Genomic DNA, 18988 nt, shown 5'->3' with positions numbered 1-18988 from the left:
TCGGAAACCCTTCTTGACCTGGTCATGCCATGCCCGCACCATGAGCGCCACACCCGCACCAGAACGTCGTACGTCGCACGGAAGAACCACCCCCACAACTCCACTCCCCACTTCCGGAAGACCCCGGAATTCCTGGAGACCCAAGGAGACTTCATGCGACTTCGCATCCGCGGCTCGGGCGTCCGAGGCGGCAGACGCACCGCCGCGCTCGCCACCCTGCTGGCCCTCGCCCTCGCGGCCCCGCTCTCGGCGACGGCGTCCGACGCCACCGCCGACAGCGCGGGCAGGGCGGCGGCCTCGGCGGACGACATCCGCCAGTACGAGATCCACACCCACTCGACCCCCGAGGACCGCACCGCGATCCAGCGGGCGGGCGTCACCGTGGACGACGCCGACGACCACACCGTCTTCGTCTCCGGCCGCGCGGACCAGATCAGGAAGCTACGCTCGCTCGGCTACGAGATCACCCCGCTCGGCGCCGCCCCCGACCGCTCGGCCGGCGAGGACGACGTCCGGCTCTTCGACTTCCCCTCCGCCGACTCCCGCTACCACAACCACGCGGAGATGACGAGCGAGATCAACTCGGCCGTCGCGGCCTACCCGGGCCTCGTCAGCCAGCGGGTGATCGGCACCTCGTACCAGGGCAGGAACATCGTCGCCGTCAAGATCAGCGACAACGTCGGCACGGACGAGGCCGAGCCCGAGGTGCTCTTCACCCACCACCAGCACGCCCGCGAGCACCTCACCGTCGAGATGGCGCTGTACCTGCTGCGGGAGCTGACGACCGACTACGGCACGGACTCCCGCGTCACGAACCTGGTGAACAGCCGGGAGATCTGGATCGTGCCCGACCTCAACCCGGACGGCGGCGAGTACGACATCGCCACCGGCTCGTACCGGTCGTGGCGCAAGAACCGGCAGCCCAACTCCGGTTCGTCGGCCGTCGGTACGGACCTGAACCGGAACTGGAACTACCGGTGGGGTTGCTGCGGTGGGTCGTCCGGCTCGCCGTCCTCCGACACCTACCGCGGCCGTGCGCCGGAGTCGGCGCCCGAGGTGAAGGTCGTCGCCGACTTCGTGCGCAGCCGCGTCGTGGGCGGCAAGCAGCAGATCAAGGCCGGGATCGACTTCCACACCTACAGCGAACTGGTGCTCTGGCCGTTCGGGTACACCTACTCCGACACCACCACCGGGATGACGGCGGACGACCGGAACGCGTTCGCCACCGTGGGGCAGAAGATGGCCGCGAGCAACGGCTACACACCTGAGCAGTCCAGCGATCTGTACATCACGGACGGGTCGATCGACGACTGGCTGTGGGGCTCGCAGAAGATCTTCGGGTACACGTTCGAGATGTATCCGCGAGGCTTCTCCGGAGGTGGGTTCTACCCGCCCGACGAGGTGATCGAGCGGGAGACCTCACGGAACCGGGACGCGGTGCTGCAACTGCTGGAGAACGCCGACTGCATGTACCGGTCGATCGGAAAGGAAGCCCAGTACTGCAGCTAGTCGCGCGGTTCCCCGTCGTCCTGGGCCGCGTCGTCGTCGCCGTCGGCCTCGAAGTACGCGTCCAGGACGGCGTCCAGCTGCTCGTCCCACTCCTTGTGACGGGACTTCGACTCGGCCTCGATCTCGATCGGGTACCAGCGGCGCTCCGGCGTGTGCACGGTCACCGTGAACCGCTTGCCGAAGCGCGGCGACTCCGTCTCGATCGCACCGATCTCGTCCCAGCGGAACTCGCAGCTCTCGTCGTCGAGGCTGAGGCGTACGCCCTTGGCGTCGGCGACGATGCGGGCCCGGCGGTCGGCGGCCTCGAACACGGGGCCGCCGGACTGCCCGGCGTCCGCCTCCTCGGCCTCCGCCTCGGGCTCCACCGGAGCGGAGGCCTCCTCGCCGGCCTCCTCGCCGACCGGCGCGGCGTCCTCGGGCTCGGGCTCGGCGGCCTTGTCCGGGCCGGTGAGCCCGGGGATGTGGGCCGGGTTCATCCCGGCGTCCAGGGGCTGACTGCTCGTACCTATGCGCTGCTCCACAGCGGGCAGTATGGCGGACATCCCTGTGCCGTGGGGCGCCGGGGGCGAATGAGGTCACTCGTCCCTGAAGACGATCCGCCGCGACGGCGTGGCGGCGCCCGCCCCCGCGGTCGTCACGGCGCGACCGGCCGGTACCGCCCGCTCCCGGCCCCACGCACGGATCTCCTCGATCTGCTCGGGGTGGACCCGGCACAGCGGCACGGTGCCGGCGAAGGCGTCCAGGACGAACGCCGGTTTCAGCCGGGCCCCGAGTTCCTGCGCGACCGTCGAGGGCCGCGAGTTCGGCGCGCTGGGCGGCCGCTTCGCCTCGGACCCGGCCCGCTGGGCGGCCGTCACGCCGCGCAGGTGCGCAGAACACGGCGCCGCTGTCGCACGGGCGCCCACCACGTCTCGCCTGCGGCCTCCGTGACGTCGCCGACTCCGGCGGTCTGCCCACCTCGCGAACGGGGCGAAAATCAGGGCGCGTCAGGGCCCGACCCGGCCGTGGACGCGCCCTCTCGCGGCACCGCCTAGACGAGGAGGCTCAGCACCGCCGCCGCCGCGAACCCGGCCAGCGACAGCACGGACTCCAGCACCGTCCACGTCTTCAGCGTGTCCCGTTCGCTGATGCCGAAGTACTTGGCGACGATCCAGAAGCCTCCGTCGTTGACGTGCGAGGCGAAGATGGAGCCCGCGGAGATGGCCATGATGACCAGGGCCACGAACGCCTGCGAGTGGTCGCCCTCCGCGAGCAGCGGGGCCACGATGCCCGCCGTCGTCACGATCGCCACCGTCGCCGAGCCCTGGGCGACCCGCAGCACGAGCGAGATCAGGTAGGAGAGGACGATCACCGGCAGGCCGACGTCGTTGAAGGTGTCCGACAGGGCCTGGGCCACACCGCTCGCCTTCAGGACCGCGCCGAAGACGCCGCCGGCGCCGACCACCAGCAGGATGTTGCCGACGGGCTTCAGGGACGAGGTCGACACCGTCTCCAGGGACTTGCGGGACCAGCCGCGCCGGATGCCGAGCAGGTAGTACGCCAGCAGCAGCGCGATGGTGAGGGCCACGAAGGGGTGGCCGAAGAACTCGATCACCGAACGCGCGGTGGAGGGGTCCAGCGCGATGGAGGAGAAGGTCGCCGCGAGGATCAGGACGAGCGGCGTGCCGATGATGGCGAGGACGGTGCCGAGCCCGACCGGCGCCTCACGGGGCTCCACGCCTCCCGCCCGCTGCTCGTCGAGCACGGCGCGCTTGGCCTCCTCGGCCGCCTCGGCCATGTCCTGCGGGACCGGCACGAAGATGCGGCGGCCGATCCACGCCGAGTACGCCCAGGCGGCCAGCACGGCCGGGATGCCGCAGACGATGCCCATCAGGATGACCCAGCCGAGGTCCACGTGCAGCAGACCGGCGGCGGCGACGGGACCCGGGTGCGGGGGCAGGAAGGCATGGGTCATCGACAGGCCGGCCAGCAGCGGCAGGCAGTAGAGCAGCACCGACTTGCCGGAGCGCTTGGCGGCGGCGTACACGAGCGGCGCGAGGACGAAGATGCCGACGTCGAAGAAGACCGGGATGCCGAAGATCAGGCCGGTGAGGCCCATGGCGAGGGGGGCGCGCTTCTCGCCGAACAGACCCAGCAGGCGGGAGGCCAGCACCTCGGCCCCGCCGCTGACTTCGAGGATCGCGCCGAGCATGGTGCCAAGGCCGATGATGATCGCGACATGGCCGAGGATGCCGCCCATGCCGGACTCGATGGTGGAGACGGCGTCGGACTTCTGGACGGTGCCGAAGAGTTCGGTGACCGACAGGCCCGCCATCAGGCCGACGGCGATGGAGACCGCGAGCAGGGCGACGAACGGCTGGAGCCGGACCTTGATGATCAGGAAGAGCAGCAGCGCGATGCCGATTGCGGCGACGGTCAGGAGCCCTGCCGTCCCGTCGACGAGGAGCAGCAGCCCGCCGGTGTGGGGCGGGGTCTCGGGGGCCGGCGCCGCGGATATGTAGGACATTCGGGGGTCCTCTGCGTCAGCACTTGGTGCTTTCGGGCATGGGGGCTCACGGCACGGCGCCCAAGGGGAGAGGGCGCCGTGCCGTGACGGCAAACGGGGTGCGGAAGGTGAGGGGGGCTCAGCCGAGAACGGCGAGGGCGTCGATCTCGATCAGGAGACCGGCGGGCAGTCCGACGTACACGGTGGTCCGGGCGGCCGGGGGCTGGGTGAGGCCCTGCTCCTCGAAGTACGCGTTGTAGATCGCGTTCATCTCGGCGAAGTGGTCCACGTCCGTGAGGTAGACGCGGATCATCATCACGTCGTCCCAGGAGGCGCCGCCCTCCTCGAGGATCGCCTTCACGTTGGCGAGCGTCTGGAGGGTCTGCTCACGCAGGGTCGGGCCGGCCGGCGTCGGGGGCCGGCCCTCGACCGCGGGCAGGAAGCCGACCTGGCCGGCGACCTGGAGGATGTTGCCCTTCCGCACGCCGTGGGAGAACTTCGCGGGCGGGGTGGTGTGGGTCGTGGGGGTGAGGGCGGTCTTCTCGGTCATGCCAGCTCTTTCGTCGGGGTCCTGCCGGAGTACTCGCCGCTGATGGCGTCCGCCGTACGGCGGACCAGCGGGAGCAGGGTGAGGAGTTCGTCGCCGGTGACGACGACGTTGGGCGCCGAGACCGACATCGCGGCGACGACCCGGCCGTCCGCGCCGCGGATCGGTGCGGCGACGCAGTTGATGGACTCCTCGTGGCCACCGAGGTCGGTGGCCCAGCCCTGTTCGCGCACCTTGGCCAGCTCCCGCAGGAAGGCCTCGGGGTTCGGTGTCGAACTGGCCGTGTACATGGGGTAGTCGAGCTTCTCCGCGAGGGCGCGGCGCTCGTGCTCGGGGAGGTCGGCGAGCAGCAGCTTGGCGACGGCGGCGACCGTGATGGCGACGGGTTTGCCGATCCGGGAGTACATCCGCACCGGGTAGCGGCTCTCCACCTTGTCGATGTAGAGGACCTCGTTCTCCTCGTACACCGCGAGGTGCACGGTGTGCCCGCACTGCTCGTTGAGCCGTACGAGGTGGGGGTGGCCGATCTCGCGGATGTCGAGGTTCTCCATCGCCTCCTGGGCGAGGGCGAAGAGGCGCGCGCCGAGTCGGTAGCGCTGGTCGGACTGGCGGTAGACGAAGCCGTGCTCGTGCAGGGTGCGCAGCAGGCGCAGCGCGGTGGACTTGTGCACGCCGAGCCGGTCGGCGACCTGCCCGAGGTCGGCGGGGCCCTCCGCGAGCAGCGGCAGGATGCTCAGCGCGCGGTCGACGGTCTGACTCATGGCGTACGTACCTCCTCGGGGGCCCGATCAACGGCGTGCGTCCAGCCGGGGCCGAGTCGAAGTGTCCCCCACGTGGCGTCGTCCAGGGCCGCGAGCCGGTCGGCGTGCTGTCGCGTCGCAGGGGTGGCGAGGTCGCCGGGGACGGTCAGGGCGGCGGCGGCCATGAGGTGCCCGTGCCGCAGCCGGTCCCGGGTGGGCAGACCGCGCAGGGTGGCGGAGAGGAACCCGGCGGCGAAGGCGTCCCCGGCGCCGACGGAGGCGACGACGTCGACGCGAGGAGCGGGTTCGCTGACCCGGCCGGGCCCGGCCGCCCCGCCGTCGCCCGCGGGGTCGGCATCGGTGCCGGGGGCGGCATCGGTGCCGGGGGCGGCATCGGCGTCGGGGGCTGCATGGGCGTCGGCGCGGCCCTCCCGCTCCGGCCCCCGCTCGAACACCGTGGCTCCTGCGGCGCCCTGCTTCACGACCAGCGACCGCGGCTCGGGCAGCAGTTCCCGGATCGCCTCCGGACCCCCTGTGGCCCCCCAGGCCTCCTCGGCCTCGTCCTCCCCCACGAACACGAGGTCCGCGCGCCGCGCGAGTTCCAGCAGGACCCCGGCGCCGCCGGCGTCCCGCCACAGACCGGGCCGGTGGTTCACGTCGAAGGAGATCAGCGGGCGCCCGGCCAGGGGGGCGGTCAGCTCGCGCAGCAGGCTCAGGCAGTCCGCCGACAGTGCGGCCGTGATGCCGGAGAGGTGCAGGACGCGGGCGGCGCGCACCGCCGCCAGGTCGACGTTCCGCGCGCTCATCGCGGACGCCGCCGACCCGGCCCGGTAGTACGCCACCTCGTGACCGTCGCCCGCCCGGTCCCCCGCGGTGCGGAAGTACACGCCGGTGGGGCGCGCCGGGTCCCGCCGGACCGCCGACACGTCGACGCCGTACGCTCCGACGGCCTCGACCAGGTGGTCGCCGAAGCCGTCCGCACCGACCCTGCTGACCCACCGCGTGGTGTGCCCGGCCGCCGCCAGCACGCAGGCCACGTTGGACTCGGCGCCGCCGATGCCCCGGTCGAAGGACGGGACGTCGGCGAGGCGGCCCGGCCGGGTGGGCAGGAACGTGACCATGGACTCGCCGAGCGCGACGACGTCCACGACGTCGGGGGCGTTGCCGGCTCCGGTGGCGGTCACGATCGTCGTAGCTCCTCGGCGCTGGTGCGGGTTTCGTTGACCCCGCGTTGGCCGAGATGTTAGACAGCAGTAAGCGACATACGCAATGGACGTTGCACAGAACGCAACGCACCAGATCAGGGAGGCTCCATGGCCCTCGACCCCGGCAGCATCGCCACCGAAGCGCTGGCCGACCTCGCCGAGGAACGCGTCGACCACCGCTTCAAGGGCCTCCCGCCCGACACCGGCGGACTGTCCGTGGCGGACCTGGCCGCCCAGCGCCGCAACCTCTTCACCGGCGGCTTCACTACCCCGGTCCTCGCCCTCTCCGCCGAGCACCTGGAACACAACCTGAGGCTGATGGCGACGTACACCACCCGCCACGGCCTCGCCTTCGCCCCGCACGGCAAGACCACGATGGCGCCGCAGCTCTTCCAGCGGCAGATCGAGCGCGGCGCCTGGGGCATCACGCTCGCCGTGCCGCACCAGGTGCGGGTGGCGCGGGCGTTCGGGATCCGGCGGATCTTCCTGGCCAACGAGCTGGTGGACGCGGCGGCCCTGCGCTGGATCGCCGCCGAGCTGGCCGCCGACCCCTCCTTCGCGTTCGTCTGTTACGTCGACTCCGTACGCGGCGTCGAACTGATGGACGCGGCACTGCGCGGCACGGAACGCCCCGTGGACGTCGTCGTCGAACTGGCCGCCGGTGACGGCGCCCGCACCGGCGTGCGTACCGAGGCGGAATGCGCGCGGGTCGCCGACGCGGTGGCCGCCGCGCCCACCCTGCGCCTGGCCGGCGTCGCGGGCTACGAGGGCGAGGTACCGGACGCGGACCCCGAGCGGGTGCACGCCTGGCTGCGCCGGCTGGTGGCGCTGGCGGCGGACTTCGACAAGGCGGGTCGCTTCCAGGGACTGGACGAGATCGTGGTCAGCGCGGGCGGCAGCGCCTGGTTCGACGCGGTGGCCGAGGTGTTCGCCGAGATCCCCGAACTGAGCCTGCCGGTCCTGAAGCTGCTGCGTTCCGGCGCGTACGTCTCGCACGACGACGGGCACTACCGCAAACTGACCCCCTTCAACCGGGTCACCGGGGAGGGCGCCCTGGAGCCCGCGTTCCGGCTCTGGGCGCAGGTGGTGTCGCGGCCGTCGGCGGAGCAGGCCTTCGTCAACGCCGGGAAGCGGGACGCGGCCTACGACCTGGACCTGCCCGTCGCGCAGGTCGTCCGCCGGGACGGCACCGAGCGCCCGGTGACCGGGATCGAGGTCACCGCGCTGTCCGACCAGCACGCCTGGCTGCGCACCGCCCCGGAGGCGGATCTCGAGGTCGGTGACTGGCTCGGCATGGGCCTGTCCCACCCGTGCACGTCGTTCGACAAGTGGCAGCTGATCCCGGTGGCCGAGGCGGACGGCACGGTCGTCGAATACATCCGCACGTTCTTCTAGGAGGCCCGGCATGGCAGACCTCGTCATCCGTGACGCGGACGTCGTCGACGGCACCGGCGCCCCCGCCTACCGCGCAGATGTGGTGGTGGACGACGGCCGGATCGTCTCGATCGTCAAGGAGGCGGCGGCCGCGGGCTGCCAGCGCCCCACCGCCACCAGGGAGCTGGACGCCGACGGCCTCGTCCTGTCCCCCGGCTTCGTCGACATGCACGCCCACAGCGACCTCGCCCTGCTGCGCGACCCCGACCACAGCGCGAAGGCCGCGCAGGGCGTGACCCTCGAAGTGATCGGTCAGGACGGGCTGTCGTACGCCCCCGTGGACGACCGCACCCTCGGCGAGGTCCGCCGTGCCATCACCGGCTGGAACGGCCACGGCGACGACGTCGACTTCGACTGGCGTTCGGTCGGCGAGTACCTCGGCCGGCTGGACCGGGGCATCGCGGTCAACGCCGCCTATCTGATCCCGCAGGGAACGGTCCGCGCGCTGGCCGTCGGCTGGGAGGACCGCGAGGCCACCCCCCAGGAGCTGGACCGGATGCGGCGGCTCGTGGCGGAGGGACTGGAGCAGGGCGCGGTCGGCATGTCGTCCGGGCTCACCTACACGCCCGGCATGTACGCCCCGGACACCGAACTGACCGAGCTGTGCCGGGTGGTGGCGCGCTACGGCGGCTACTACTGCCCGCACCACCGCTCGTACGGGGCCGGGGCCCTTGAGGCCTACGAGGAGATGGTCGCCCTGACCCGGGAGGCCGGCTGCCCGCTGCACCTGGCCCACGCCACCATGAATTTCGGCGTCAACAAGGGCCGCGCCCCCGAACTGCTGTCCCTGCTGGACGACGCCCTCGCCGCCGGTGCGGACATCAGCCTGGACACGTACCCCTACACGCCCGGCTGCACGACGCTGGTGGCGCTCCTGCCGAGCTGGGCGGGCGAGGGCGGGCCGGAGCAGATCCTGCGGCGGCTGGCGGACGACGCGACGGCCGAGCGGATCCGGCACGACCTGGAGGTCGCCGGCGCGGACGGCTGTCACGGCGTACCGGTCGAGTGGGACACGATCGAGATCTCCGGCGTGACCGACCCGGCCCTGGAGGCGTACGTCGGCCGCACGGTCGAGGACTCGGCGGCCCTGCGCGGCGAGGCGCCCTGGGTCACCGCCCGCCGGCTGCTGGTCGAGGACCGTCTCGGGCCCACGATCCTCCAGCACGTCGGCCACGAGGAGAACGTCCGGGCGATCATGCGGCACCGCGTGCACACGGGCGGCTCGGACGGCATCCTCCAGGGCGCCAAGCCGCACCCGCGCGCGTACGGCACGTTCCCGCACTACCTCGGCAGGTACGTGCGGGAGCTGGGGGTGCTGTCGCTGGAGGAGTGCGTGGCCCGGCTGACCGCACGCCCGGCGGCCCGGCTGCGACTGCCGGACCGGGGCGTGGTCCGTGAGGGGTACCGGGCCGACCTGGTCCTCTTCGATCCGGTCACGGTCGCCGCGGGCTCCACCTTCGACAAGCCCCGCACGCTCCCGACCGGCATCCCTCATGTGCTGATCGACGGCCGCTTCGTGATCGAGGACGGCCGGCGGACGGACGTACTGGCGGGGCGGGCGGTGCGCCGGACGCCCCTGTGACAGTTCACTTGGGCCCTTTGATGCCACCGCGGCCGTGCCCGGGATCGCCGTCGGCGTTGCCCGGTCCGTCGGCTGACGGGCTCTCCGTGGCGGTGGGAGTCGCGGCGGACGCCGTGGGGCCGGCCCCGGTGGGGGTGGGTGAGGCGCTGACGTCACCCGCGCTCCGCGACGGGTCCGGGCCCGGAGCGGGCGTCGAGGGGCTCGCGCTGTCCCGCGCCGGCACGGCGGAGGCGCCCTCGTCCGCCCTGGAGGAGGACGAGGGCCCGGCGCCCCCGGAGGTGCCCGGGGTCGACCTCGTCCGGTCCTGACCGCCCTGCGTGCCAGCGCCGGAGCCCGGCCCGGCGAAACCCGCGATCAGCGCCGCTGCGGACACCGTGCCCACCGCGCCGGCCGCCACCGCCACCCGCCGGTGACGCCAGGGCCCGGGCTTGCGGCGGGAGCCGCGCGGGACCGGGACCGTCACCGGGGGCAGTTCCCGCGTCTCGTCGTAGGCGTTCTGCCGGCCGTGCGCGGCGGCCGGGTCGGTGTCCTCCTCGTAGGCGGGCGGGCGTACCGGCTCCCGCTGCACGTACACGTTCGGCGGATCCTGGGGGTCACCCGTTCTGGGGGGCTCTGACATGGCGCCGCATTCCAGGGATATGCCGTGGCCGCGAGGGCGACGAGGGGTGCACAGCCCTCGCCGCGGGGCGTCTCACGTGGTGGAAAACACGACGCCGGGGGCGGCGGGCGGCCGTAAGCTCCCAGACATGCAGGTGATCCAGTCGACGAAGCTCGCCAACGTCTGTTACGAGATCCGGGGCCCGGTACTCGAAGAGGCGATGCGCCTGGAAGCGGCCGGCCACCGCATCCTGAAGCTGAACACCGGCAACCCGGCCGCCTTCGGCTTCGAATGCCCGCCGGAGATCCTGGAGGACATCCTCCGCAACGTCTCGACGGCCCACGGCTACGGCGACGCGAAGGGTCTGCTGGCCGCCCGCCGTGCGGTCGTCATGCACAACCAGACCCTCGGCATCGAGACGGACGTCGAGCACGTCTTCATCGGCAACGGCGTCTCCGAGCTGATCACCATGGCCATGCAGGGCCTGCTGGACGACGGCGACGAGGTCCTCGTACCGGCGCCGGACTACCCGCTGTGGACGGCCGCCGTGTCGCTGTCCGGCGGTACGGCCGTGCACTACCGCTGCGACGAGCAGTCCGACTGGATGCCGGACCTCGCCGACGTCGAGCGCAAGGTCACCGACCGCACCAAGGCGATCGTGATCATCAACCCGAACAACCCCACCGGGGCGGTGTACGACGAGGCGGTGCTCAAGGGCCTGACCGACATCGCTCGCCGCCACAACCTGCTGGTCTGCTCGGACGAGATCTACGACAAGATCCTGTACGGCGACGCCACGCACATCCCGACGGCCTCGGTCGCCCCCGACCTGCTCACCCTCACCTTCAACGGCATGTCGAAGGCGTACCGGGTGGCCGGCTACCGGGTCGGCTGGATGTCGATCTCCGGCCCGCGCGCGCACGCCGACTCCTACATCGAGGGCCTGACGATCCTGGCGAACATGCGCCTGTGCGCGAACATGCCGGGCCAGCACGGCGTGGTCGCCGCGCTGAGCGGGCGCCAGTCGATCAACGACCTGGTGCTGCCCGGCGGCCGCCTGAAGGAGCAGATGGAGGTCGCCTACGAGCTGCTCACGCAGATCCCGGGCGTGACGTGCGTGCGCCCCAAGGGCGCCCTGTACCTCTTCCCCCGCCTCGACCCCAAGATCTTCAAGGTCAAGGACGACCGCCGGCTGGTTCTGGACCTGCTCAGGCGCGAGAAGATCATGGTCGTGCACGGGACGGGCTTCAACTGGCCCGAACCCGACCACTTCCGGGTCGTGACCCTGCCCACGGTCGCGGATCTGCGGGACGCGGTCGGCCGGATCGGCAGCTTCCTGGACGGCTACGGCCAGCCCTGACGCTCACGCTGCGGATACGCGGGTCCCCCGATTTGTGAACGACTCAACTTTAGACGAAATCTAAGGTAGGATGGCTTCTGTCGAGGACAGGAGGCCATCCCATGTACGAACCGATCCGCGCCAAGTCGGTCCACACGATGGCCGGCACCTCCTCCGACTTCCCCCACCGTTCCCGTGAGGAAGAGCTGGACATCCAGCTCGCGGGCCACCTCGCCGCGCTGCTCGCCGTCACCGACGAGATGCGCGCGCTGGCCCCGTCGGCCGACCTGGAGACCGCCGCCGCGCGGCTCGCGGAGCAGGTGGCCCGGCTGCGGGGAGGCCGGCCGCCGGCCCGCACCTCGGCGACCACGGCCGCCGAGCCGCATCTCGCCGCGCTGCACCGGCGCGCCCACACCCTCGCCGGCCGCGCGCTGGTGGTCGCCGCGTCCCGCGCCGACACGGCGGTGGCGATCCTGACGGCCGAGCGGATGGACGCCCACGCGGCCATGCTCGCGCCCCGCGATCTCGCCGCCCGCTGAGCCCCTCCCGGGCCTCTCGATCGGCCCCGGTCCGCGTGCACCCGCAGCGACGCGCGGACCGGGTGCCACACACCGAGCCGGACCGGGCCGGACAACAGGCCGTAAGCCGCCGCGTCGTCACCGAGCCGGACTGTTCGCCGTAGGACGCCTCGTCGCCCTGCGGCTTTCCGTCGTCCCGGGGTGATCGCGCGATTTCCCGTGCCCCTGAAGCGTCGTTGCGTACCGGGACCTTCAAGTCACCCGTCGTTCACCGCGGACGCCGGGGAACGTTGGGTTCCGGGAGCACGCTCCCCGGCGTGAGACGAATCTCAGGGATTGTCCTCGCGGTGTTGCTGATCGGCGGCGTGGTGGCGGCCGTCGTGGCGGGCCGGGACAACGGGGACCAGAGCACGGCAACGAAGACCGTGCGCGGCGTGGTCGGGTCGGAGAAGGCGGAGTTCTTCGCCGATCCGCAGGTCGTGGACGCCCTTGCCGCCAAGGGCTACACCGTGAAGACGGAGCCGTCCGGGTCGTGGGCCATGGAGGACCTGGACCTGAAGGGCTACGACTTCGCCTTTCCGTCCAGCACGGCGCCCGCCGACGCGCTGGCCGACAAGTACCGTGCGCAGAAGCCGCTGCCGCGCCCCTTCTACTCGCCGCTCGTCGTCGTCGCCCACCGGGGCGCCGCCGAGGTGCTCGCGGCCAACGGGCTCGCCAAGCTCGACGAACCCCACCGCGGCACGCTGAAGATGGACTCCTATCTCGACGCCGCCCGGGAGGACCGCACCTGGCAGCAGCTCAAGGGAGCCGGCAAGTACGGGGAGTTGAGCGGCACGCTCTACATCGCCAGCACCGATCCCGTCACCTCCAACTCCGGTGCCCTGTACCTGGCCGCCGCCTCCTACGTCGACAACGACGGCAACGTCGTCGTGAGCAAGGCCGACGTGAAGCGCACCGCGCCGCTGCTGCGCAAGCTGGTCACCGTGCAGGGCGCCCAGCAGTCCAGCTCGGACGGTGCCTTCCGGGACTTCATCAGCGGCGCCGGCAACCCGCTCGTCCTCGTCTACGAGTCCCAGGTCGCCTCGCTGCTCGCCGCGGGCCAGGGCATCGACGACCTCGTCGTCCTTTACCCGGACATCACAGCCACCAGCGACCACACCGTCGTGCCGCTGACCGAGGAGGGCCGCGCACTGGGGCAACTGCTGTTCAACGACCCGGCGTTGCGCGAGCTGGCCGTACGGTACGGGTTCCGCCCGCAGGGCGCCTCCCGCGAATTCACCGCGGCCACCGCCGACCACACCGACTACCTGATGCAGAAGCTGAACGTGCGGCAGGTGCCCGTGCCCACCTCCGAGGTGCTGCACGAGATGGCGCGCCGGGCGCGCGGATAGGGGGATCAGCCAGATGAGCGACTACGACCTCGGCCACAGCGCCAGTCAGAACACCAGCGCCAGCCGCGACGACTCCTTCAGCCTCACCCCGCCCGAGCCGGTCTCGCCGGTCCCGCGGGAGAAGGCCGGCGGGCTCGTCCCCGTCGACGACGGCGTCCGTACGGACATGGCCCGCAAGGCCGCCGACTACGTCGCCGGTCTTGCCGCCCTCGACGCCCGCTCGCCCGAGTTCGCCGGCAAGGTCGGTGAGATCACCGCGCTCGGCGCCGGCGAGATGCGCACCGCGGCCGCGCAGTCCAACCGCATGCTGGAGCGGACCGTACGCAGCCTGCCCAGCAAGGGCGGGGACGCGCAGACGAAGGTCGCCGGGTCGCTGGTGGAGCTGCGGCGGGTCGTCGAGGACCTCGACCCGCGCGACCTGCCCGCCGGCAAGGGCCGCACGTTCCTCTCCCGGCTGCCCGGCGGCAACAAGCTGCGCGACCACGTCGCCAAGTACGCCTCCGCGCAGGGCACCCTGAACAAGATCGTGGGGTCGCTGCGCGGCGGACAGGACGAACTGCGCCGTGACAGCGCCGCGCTGCAGACCGAGCGCGTCCGGCTGTGGGAGACCATGGGCAAGCTCCAGGAGTACGTGGTGCTGACCGAGGCCCTCGACGGCGCCGTCGAGGAGCACATCGGCAGGGTCGCCGACCCCCAGCAGGCCGACACCCTGCGCGCCGACGTCCTCTTCCCCGTCCGGCAGAAGCACCAGGACCTGCTCACCCAGCTCGCGGTGTGCGCACAGGGCTATCTCGCCATGGACGTCGTACGCCGCAACAACGAGGAACTGATCAAGGGCGTCGACCGGGCGGCCACGACCACCGTGTCGGCGCTGCGCATCTCGGTCATGCTGGCCTCCGCCCTCGACCACCAGAAGAAGGTGGTCGACCAGGTCAACGCCCTGCGCGGCACCACCGAGGACCTCATCCGGGGCAACGCGGAGATGCTCGCGACGCAGTCCGGCGAGATCCAGCGGATCGCCGCGGACCCGGCGGTCGGCGCGGAGACCCTGCGGACCGCCTTCCAGCAGATCTACCGCACGCTCGACGCCATCGACACCTACAAGGCGCAGGCCACGGAGGCGATGGCGGTCACCGTGGAGTCGCTGACGAACGAACTCCGCAGCGCCGGCGCCCACCTGGAGCGCAGCCGCTCGCAGGGCGCGCTGGAAGGAGGCCAGACATGAGACGCCGGATCGCGGCCCTCACCCTCGCGGCCCTCACCCTCCTCACCGCCTGCACCACCGGGCGGGACACCCCCGACGACGACCCCACGGCCTACGCTCCCGGCACCCTGCGCGTCCTCGCCTCCAGCGAGCTCAGCGACATGGCTCCCGTCCTGGAGCAGGTCCGCGAGCAGACCGGCATCACCGTGCGGCCCACCTACCTGGGCACTCTCGACGCCGTCGACCTGCTGGCCCGGGGCAGGGCGGACCAGGCGTACGACGCGGTGTGGCTGGCCTCCAACGACTATCTGCGACTGCGCCCGGAGGCGCGGAGGAAGGTGGTGTCGCAGACGCCGGTCATGACGAGCCCGGTCGCCGTCGGCGTCAAGCCGGCCACCGTCCGTGCCCTCGGCTGGACGCCCGAGGACGTCACCTGGTCCCAGGTCGAGAGGGCCGTCCGGGACGGTGAGCTGACCTACGGCATGACCGACCCGGCCCGCTCCAACTCCGGTTTCGCCACCCTGGTATCCGTCGCCTCCGCCCTCTCCGGCGCCCAGTCCGCGCTCACCGACGCCGATGTGCGTGAGGCGACGCCGCGGCTGCGGGAGTTCTTCAAGGGGCAGAAGCTGACGTCGGGTTCGTCGGGCTGGCTCGCCGGCGCGTACACCCGGCGCGGCAACGTCGACGCGCTGCTGAACTACGAGTCGGTCCTCAAGAGCATCCCGGACCTGACGGTGATCCGCCCCAAGGACGGCGTGGTCACCGCCGACTATCCGCTCTCCTCCCTCGCCGCCGCGACCCCGGCGGCCCGCGAGGACGTGGGCCGCCTCGCCGAGGCCCTGCGCAGCCCCGGGATCCAGCGCGCGATCACGGACCGCACCCACCGCCGCCCGGTCGTCGCGTCCGTCACCCCGGCCTCCGGCCTGGACACCACGCGACGGCGCGAACTGCCCTTCCCGGGCAGTCGTTCCGTCGCCGACGGGCTGCTCGACTCGTACGAGAACGAACTGCGCCGCCCTTCCCGCACGGTGTACGTACTGGACACCTCCGGCTCCATGGTGGGCGAGCGGCTGACCCGGCTGAAGGCGGCACTCACCGGACTGACCGCGGACTTCCGGGACCGTGAGGAGGTGACGCTGATGCCGTTCGGATCGGCCGTGAAGAGCGTGCGCACGCATGTCGTGGATCCGGAGGATCCGGGGACCGGCCTCGACGGGATCCGCCGCGACACCCGGGCGCTCCAGGCCGACGGCGACACGGCGATCTACACCTCGCTGGAGAAGGCGTACGAGCATCTGGGCGCCGACGACGACACGTTCACCTCGATCGTGCTGATGACCGACGGGGAGAACACCGCCGGCGCGACCGCGGCGGAGTTCGGGGCGTTCCACGCCCGGCTCACCGGCGAGCAGCGCGACATCCCCGTCTTCCCGATCCTCTTCGGCGACTCCGACCGCTCCGAGCTGGAACGCATCGCCGAGCTGACCGGCGGCCGTCTCTTCGATGCCCAGCAGGGCTCCCTGGACGGCGCCTTCGAGGAGATCCGTGGCTACCAGTAAGGCACTGACGTACCTGGAGTCCCGCAAGAACCTCACGGGCTGCGCCTGCGGGCTCCTGGGGCTGGTGCTCACCTTCACGGGCGTGGCAGGGCCGTACTGGCCCGTCGTGGTCGCGGGTCTGTACGGGGCGGGCGCGCTGATCGCGCCGCCGGAGCGGCCCGCTCTTCCCGACTTCCCGGACCCGTCGGCGCAACTGGACGAGCTGCGCCGCGACTTCGGCAGGCTGCGCGACTACCTCACCGAGGTGGAGCTGCCGCCGGCCGCGTCGGGGCGCCTGGCCGGACTGAGCGATCTGCTGGCGGCGCTGCTGGAGCCCGGCTGGGTCGCCGAGGTACTGGCGCAGGACCCCGAGGGCGTGCACGCGCTGTCCCGGGCCGTCCGGCAGGACGTACCCGAGGCGGTCGACGCCTTCGTGCGCACCCGCTGGTGGCACCGCATGACACCGGGAGGGGAGCCGCCCGAGCAGCATCTGGAACGGCAGCTCACCCTGCTCCACGAGGAGGCGGAACGGCTGGCGGCTAACCTCAGGGAAACCGAGGCCCGCCGCCAGGAATCCCACACCCGCTATTTGGAGGACCGCTCCCCGTAGCCGGCCTCAAGGGGCGCGGGGAACTTCGCGACGAGCCGAAGACGACCCGCACCCGCCGACGCGCAGCGCCCCCCTAGCTACCAGGCGCCCCCACCCCACCCACGGAGTGAACCGCGGCCGGCCGTGACGATGTTGCTGGTCAGGGCACTGTCGGCTGGACCGGCCGCGGGGTCTTTCACGCGGGACGTCAGCCCAGGCGCCGCACCAGGGCGTGGTACTCGTCCCACAGCTCCTTCGGCGTGTGGTCGCCGAAGGTGTTGAGGTGGCCGGGGACGAGCCCGGCCTCCTCACGCCACACTTCCTTGTCCACCGTGAGCAGGAAGTCCAGGTCGGCGTCGGCCAGTTCCAGGCCGTCGGTGTCCAGGGCGTCCTTGGTCGGCAGAATGCCGATCGGCGTCTCGACGCCCTCGGCCTTGCCTTCGAGGCGCTCCACGATCCACTTCAGGACCCGGCTGTTCTCACCGAAGCCGGGCCAGACGAACTTGCCCTCGGCGTCCTTGCGGAACCAGTTGACGTAGTAGATCTTCGGGAGCTTCGACTGGTCCTTGCCCTTGGCGACGTCGACCCAGTGGCCCATGTAGTCGCCCATGTTGTAGCCGCAGAACGGCAGCATCGCGAACGGGTCGCGGCGCAGCTCGCCGACCTTGCCCTCGGCGGCGGCGGTCTTCTCGCTGGCCACGTTGGCGCCGAGGAAGACGCCGTGGTTCCAGTCGAAGGACTCCGTCACCAGCGGTACGGCGGTGGCGCGCCGCCCGCCGAAGAGGATCGCGGAGATCGGCACGCCCTTGGGGTCCTCCCACTCGGGCGCGATGATCGGGCACTGCGCGGCCGGGACCGTGAAACGGGCGTTGGGGTGCGCGGCCGGGGTGCCCGACTCGGGCGTCCAGTCGTTGCCCTTCCAGTCGGTGAGGTGGGCCGGAGTCTCCTCCGTCATGCCCTCCCACCAGATGTCGTTGTCGTCGGTGAGGGCGACGTTGGTGAAGACGGAGTTGCCCCACAGGGTCTTCATCGCGTTGGCGTTGGTGTGCTCACCGGTGCCGGGCGCGACGCCGAAGAAACCGGCCTCGGGGTTGATGGCGTACAGACGGCCGTCCTCGCCGAAGCGCATCCAGGCGATGTCGTCGCCGATCGTCTCGACCGTCCAGCCGGAGATGGTGGGCTCCAGCATGGCGAGGTTGGTCTTGCCGCAGGCGGACGGGAAGGCGGCGGCGACGTACTTGGGCTCGCCGTGCGGCGGGGTGAGCTTGAGGACGAGCATGTGCTCGGCCAGCCAGCCCTCGTCGCGGGCCATCACGGAGGCGATGCGCAGGGCGTAGCACTTCTTGCCGAGCAGGGCGTTGCCGCCGTAGCCGGAGCCGTAGGACCAGATCTCGCGGGTCTCCGGGAAGTGCGAGATGTACTTGGTGCTGTTGCACGGCCAGGGCACGTCCTGCTCGCCCTGCTCCAGCGGCGCTCCGAGCGTGTGCACGGCACGCACGAAGAAGCCGTCGGAGCCGAGCTCGTCCAGGACGGGCTGTCCCATGCGGGTCATGGTGCGCATGGACACGGCCACGTAGGCGGAGTCGGTGATCTCGACGCCGATCGCGGACAGGTCGGAGCCGAGCGGGCCCATGCAGAACGGGACGACGTACATCGTCCGGCCGCGCATGGAGCCACGGAAGACGCCCTTGTCACCGGCGAAGATCTCCCGCATCTCGGCGGGGTCCTTCCAGTGGTTGGTCGGGCCGGCGTCCTCCTCCTTCTCGGAGCAGATGAAGGTCCGGTCCTCGACGCGGGCGACGTCCGTCGGGTCGGACGCCGCGTAGTAGGAGTTGGGGCGCTTGATCGGGTCGAGTTTGCGGAAGGTGCCCTTCGCGACGAGCTCTTCGCACAGTCGCTCGTACTCGGCCTCGGATCCGTCACACCAGACCACGCTGTCCGGCTGGGTCAGTTCGGCGATCTCGTTCACCCAGGAGATCAGTTCCTGGTGGTTGGTGGGGATGACGGGGGGAGCCGCGATGTCGCGCGCCACGATCGCTCCTAAATGAGGGATTTTTTTCTCTGTCTGCCCCGTGGGGGCCGCGACCCGGATGCTTCGCTTACTCCCTTTGGCGCTCATCCGGTGCCGACCGCACTCATTTGATCATCCGAGTCTACTGCGCATTTGTCCAGAGGGCCGCCCAACTGAGCGGCGTGAGGAACGCCACCACCTCTATGTTCCCCTGCGTTTCTTTACGTGCACGTTGAGTTCGCATGACCGACCCTTGAGGGTGCGCGGAATCCAACTGCCGTGAGATGATGGCCACTCC

17 protein-coding genes are annotated in these 18988 nt (G+C 71.5%); 9 read left to right on the top strand and 8 right to left on the bottom strand.

What is annotated here, in order from left to right; genetic code table 11:
- Positions 1 to 153: 153 nt before the first annotated feature.
- Positions 154 to 1509, top strand: coding sequence for a M14 family metallopeptidase (locus ACIHCM_RS28795; protein ID WP_399901860.1), 1356 nt, complete (start codon positions 154 to 156; stop codon positions 1507 to 1509).
- Here the strand turns inward: ACIHCM_RS28795 and ACIHCM_RS28790 are convergent.
- The 6 genes from ACIHCM_RS28790 to ACIHCM_RS28765 form a co-directional block, all read right to left on the bottom strand.
- A complete protein-coding gene (locus ACIHCM_RS28790) occupies positions 1506 to 2030 on the bottom strand; it encodes a hypothetical protein (protein WP_399901858.1) in 525 nt (174 codons plus the stop codon). The two genes, ACIHCM_RS28795 and ACIHCM_RS28790, sit on opposite strands and share 4 nt — an antisense overlap.
- Positions 2031 to 2084: 54 nt before the next feature.
- Positions 2085 to 2366: a hypothetical protein gene (locus ACIHCM_RS28785; RefSeq protein ID WP_399901855.1), complete on the bottom strand. Its 282-nt coding sequence runs from the start codon at positions 2364 to 2366 to the stop codon at positions 2085 to 2087.
- Positions 2367 to 2539: 173 nt separating this feature from the next.
- Complete coding sequence (locus ACIHCM_RS28780) at positions 2540 to 4015, bottom strand: GntP family permease (RefSeq protein WP_399901852.1); 1476 nt, start codon at positions 4013 to 4015, stop codon at positions 2540 to 2542.
- Between the two features lie 118 nt (positions 4016 to 4133).
- Entirely contained in the window at positions 4134 to 4544 is a 411-nt protein-coding gene (locus ACIHCM_RS28775) for a RidA family protein (RefSeq protein WP_399901849.1), read from the bottom strand.
- Complete coding sequence (locus ACIHCM_RS28770; protein ID WP_399901847.1) at positions 4541 to 5302, bottom strand: IclR family transcriptional regulator; 762 nt, start codon at positions 5300 to 5302, stop codon at positions 4541 to 4543. Before ACIHCM_RS28770 ends, ACIHCM_RS28775 begins: the two co-directional genes overlap by 4 nt.
- Positions 5299 to 6465, bottom strand: a complete 1167-nt coding sequence (locus ACIHCM_RS28765; RefSeq protein ID WP_399901843.1) for a sugar kinase — start codon at positions 6463 to 6465, stop codon at positions 5299 to 5301. Before ACIHCM_RS28765 ends, ACIHCM_RS28770 begins: the two co-directional genes overlap by 4 nt.
- A gap of 129 nt (positions 6466 to 6594) precedes the next feature.
- Between ACIHCM_RS28765 and ACIHCM_RS28760 the strand changes: the two genes are divergently transcribed.
- The gene (locus tag ACIHCM_RS28760; protein ID WP_399901840.1) at positions 6595 to 7881 is read left to right on the top strand and encodes an amino acid deaminase; all 1287 of its coding nucleotides are present in this window, start codon (positions 6595 to 6597) and stop codon (positions 7879 to 7881) included.
- Between the two features lie 10 nt (positions 7882 to 7891).
- Entirely contained in the window at positions 7892 to 9502 is a 1611-nt protein-coding gene (locus ACIHCM_RS28755) for an amidohydrolase family protein (RefSeq protein WP_399901837.1), read from the top strand.
- Between the two features lie 4 nt (positions 9503 to 9506).
- Here ACIHCM_RS28755 and ACIHCM_RS28750 read toward each other — a convergent pair whose 3' ends face one another.
- Positions 9507 to 10121 (bottom strand): hypothetical protein, encoded by a 615-nt coding sequence (locus ACIHCM_RS28750; protein ID WP_399901834.1) that lies wholly within the window; start codon positions 10119 to 10121, stop codon positions 9507 to 9509.
- Between the two features lie 127 nt (positions 10122 to 10248).
- On the opposite strand from ACIHCM_RS28750, the gene ACIHCM_RS28745 reads away from it, so the two are divergent.
- The 6 genes from ACIHCM_RS28745 (at position 10249) to ACIHCM_RS28720 (ending at position 16700) form a co-directional block, all read left to right on the top strand.
- On the top strand, positions 10249 to 11460 hold the full coding sequence (locus tag ACIHCM_RS28745; RefSeq protein WP_399901831.1) for a pyridoxal phosphate-dependent aminotransferase: 1212 nt from the start codon (positions 10249 to 10251) through the stop codon (positions 11458 to 11460).
- A 101-nt stretch (positions 11461 to 11561) separates the two neighbouring features.
- Entirely contained in the window at positions 11562 to 11978 is a 417-nt protein-coding gene (locus tag ACIHCM_RS28740) for a hypothetical protein (RefSeq protein ID WP_399901828.1), read from the top strand.
- A gap of 296 nt (positions 11979 to 12274) precedes the next feature.
- A complete protein-coding gene (locus ACIHCM_RS28735; protein ID WP_399901827.1) occupies positions 12275 to 13348 on the top strand; it encodes a hypothetical protein in 1074 nt (357 codons plus the stop codon).
- Positions 13349 to 13361: 13 nt separating this feature from the next.
- Positions 13362 to 14573, top strand: a complete 1212-nt coding sequence (locus ACIHCM_RS28730) for a toxic anion resistance protein (protein WP_399901824.1) — start codon at positions 13362 to 13364, stop codon at positions 14571 to 14573.
- Positions 14570 to 16111 (top strand): substrate-binding domain-containing protein, encoded by a 1542-nt coding sequence (locus ACIHCM_RS28725; RefSeq protein ID WP_399901821.1) that lies wholly within the window; start codon positions 14570 to 14572, stop codon positions 16109 to 16111. Before ACIHCM_RS28730 ends, ACIHCM_RS28725 begins: the two co-directional genes overlap by 4 nt.
- The gene (locus ACIHCM_RS28720; RefSeq protein ID WP_399901818.1) at positions 16098 to 16700 is read left to right on the top strand and encodes a hypothetical protein; all 603 of its coding nucleotides are present in this window, start codon (positions 16098 to 16100) and stop codon (positions 16698 to 16700) included. The genes ACIHCM_RS28725 and ACIHCM_RS28720 overlap by 14 nt, the downstream gene beginning before the upstream one ends.
- A gap of 187 nt (positions 16701 to 16887) precedes the next feature.
- Here ACIHCM_RS28720 and ACIHCM_RS28715 read toward each other — a convergent pair whose 3' ends face one another.
- A complete protein-coding gene (locus ACIHCM_RS28715; protein ID WP_399901816.1) occupies positions 16888 to 18711 on the bottom strand; it encodes a phosphoenolpyruvate carboxykinase (GTP) in 1824 nt (607 codons plus the stop codon).
- Positions 18712 to 18988: the final 277 nt, after the last annotated feature.

The organism is Streptomyces sp. NPDC052023 (genome assembly GCF_044548465.1).
Classification (GTDB): domain Bacteria; phylum Actinomycetota; class Actinomycetes; order Streptomycetales; family Streptomycetaceae; genus Streptomyces.
The sequence above is the reverse complement of the archived record's forward strand: the minus strand, read 5'-3'. Positions and strand labels throughout refer to the sequence as shown.

Bases quoted from the DNA above. Each gene is read 5' to 3' on its own strand.
- ACIHCM_RS28795 (WP_399901860.1), top strand. From the start codon at position 154: ATGCGACTTCGCATCCGCGGCTCGGGCGTCCGAGGCGGCAGACGCACC.
- ACIHCM_RS28775 (WP_399901849.1), bottom strand. From the start codon at position 4,544: ATGACCGAGAAGACCGCCCTCACCCCCACGACCCACACCACCCCGCCC.
- ACIHCM_RS28750 (WP_399901834.1), bottom strand. From the start codon at position 10,121: ATGTCAGAGCCCCCCAGAACGGGTGACCCCCAGGATCCGCCGAACGTG.
- ACIHCM_RS28770 (WP_399901847.1), bottom strand. From the start codon at position 5,302: ATGAGTCAGACCGTCGACCGCGCGCTGAGCATCCTGCCGCTGCTCGCG.
- ACIHCM_RS28745 (WP_399901831.1), top strand. From the start codon at position 10,249: ATGCAGGTGATCCAGTCGACGAAGCTCGCCAACGTCTGTTACGAGATC.
- ACIHCM_RS28725 (WP_399901821.1), top strand. From the start codon at position 14,570: ATGAGACGCCGGATCGCGGCCCTCACCCTCGCGGCCCTCACCCTCCTC.
- ACIHCM_RS28780 (WP_399901852.1), bottom strand. From the start codon at position 4,015: ATGTCCTACATATCCGCGGCGCCGGCCCCCGAGACCCCGCCCCACACC.
- ACIHCM_RS28755 (WP_399901837.1), top strand. From the start codon at position 7,892: ATGGCAGACCTCGTCATCCGTGACGCGGACGTCGTCGACGGCACCGGC.
- ACIHCM_RS28730 (WP_399901824.1), top strand. From the start codon at position 13,362: ATGAGCGACTACGACCTCGGCCACAGCGCCAGTCAGAACACCAGCGCC.
- ACIHCM_RS28740 (WP_399901828.1), top strand. From the start codon at position 11,562: ATGTACGAACCGATCCGCGCCAAGTCGGTCCACACGATGGCCGGCACC.
- ACIHCM_RS28760 (WP_399901840.1), top strand. From the start codon at position 6,595: ATGGCCCTCGACCCCGGCAGCATCGCCACCGAAGCGCTGGCCGACCTC.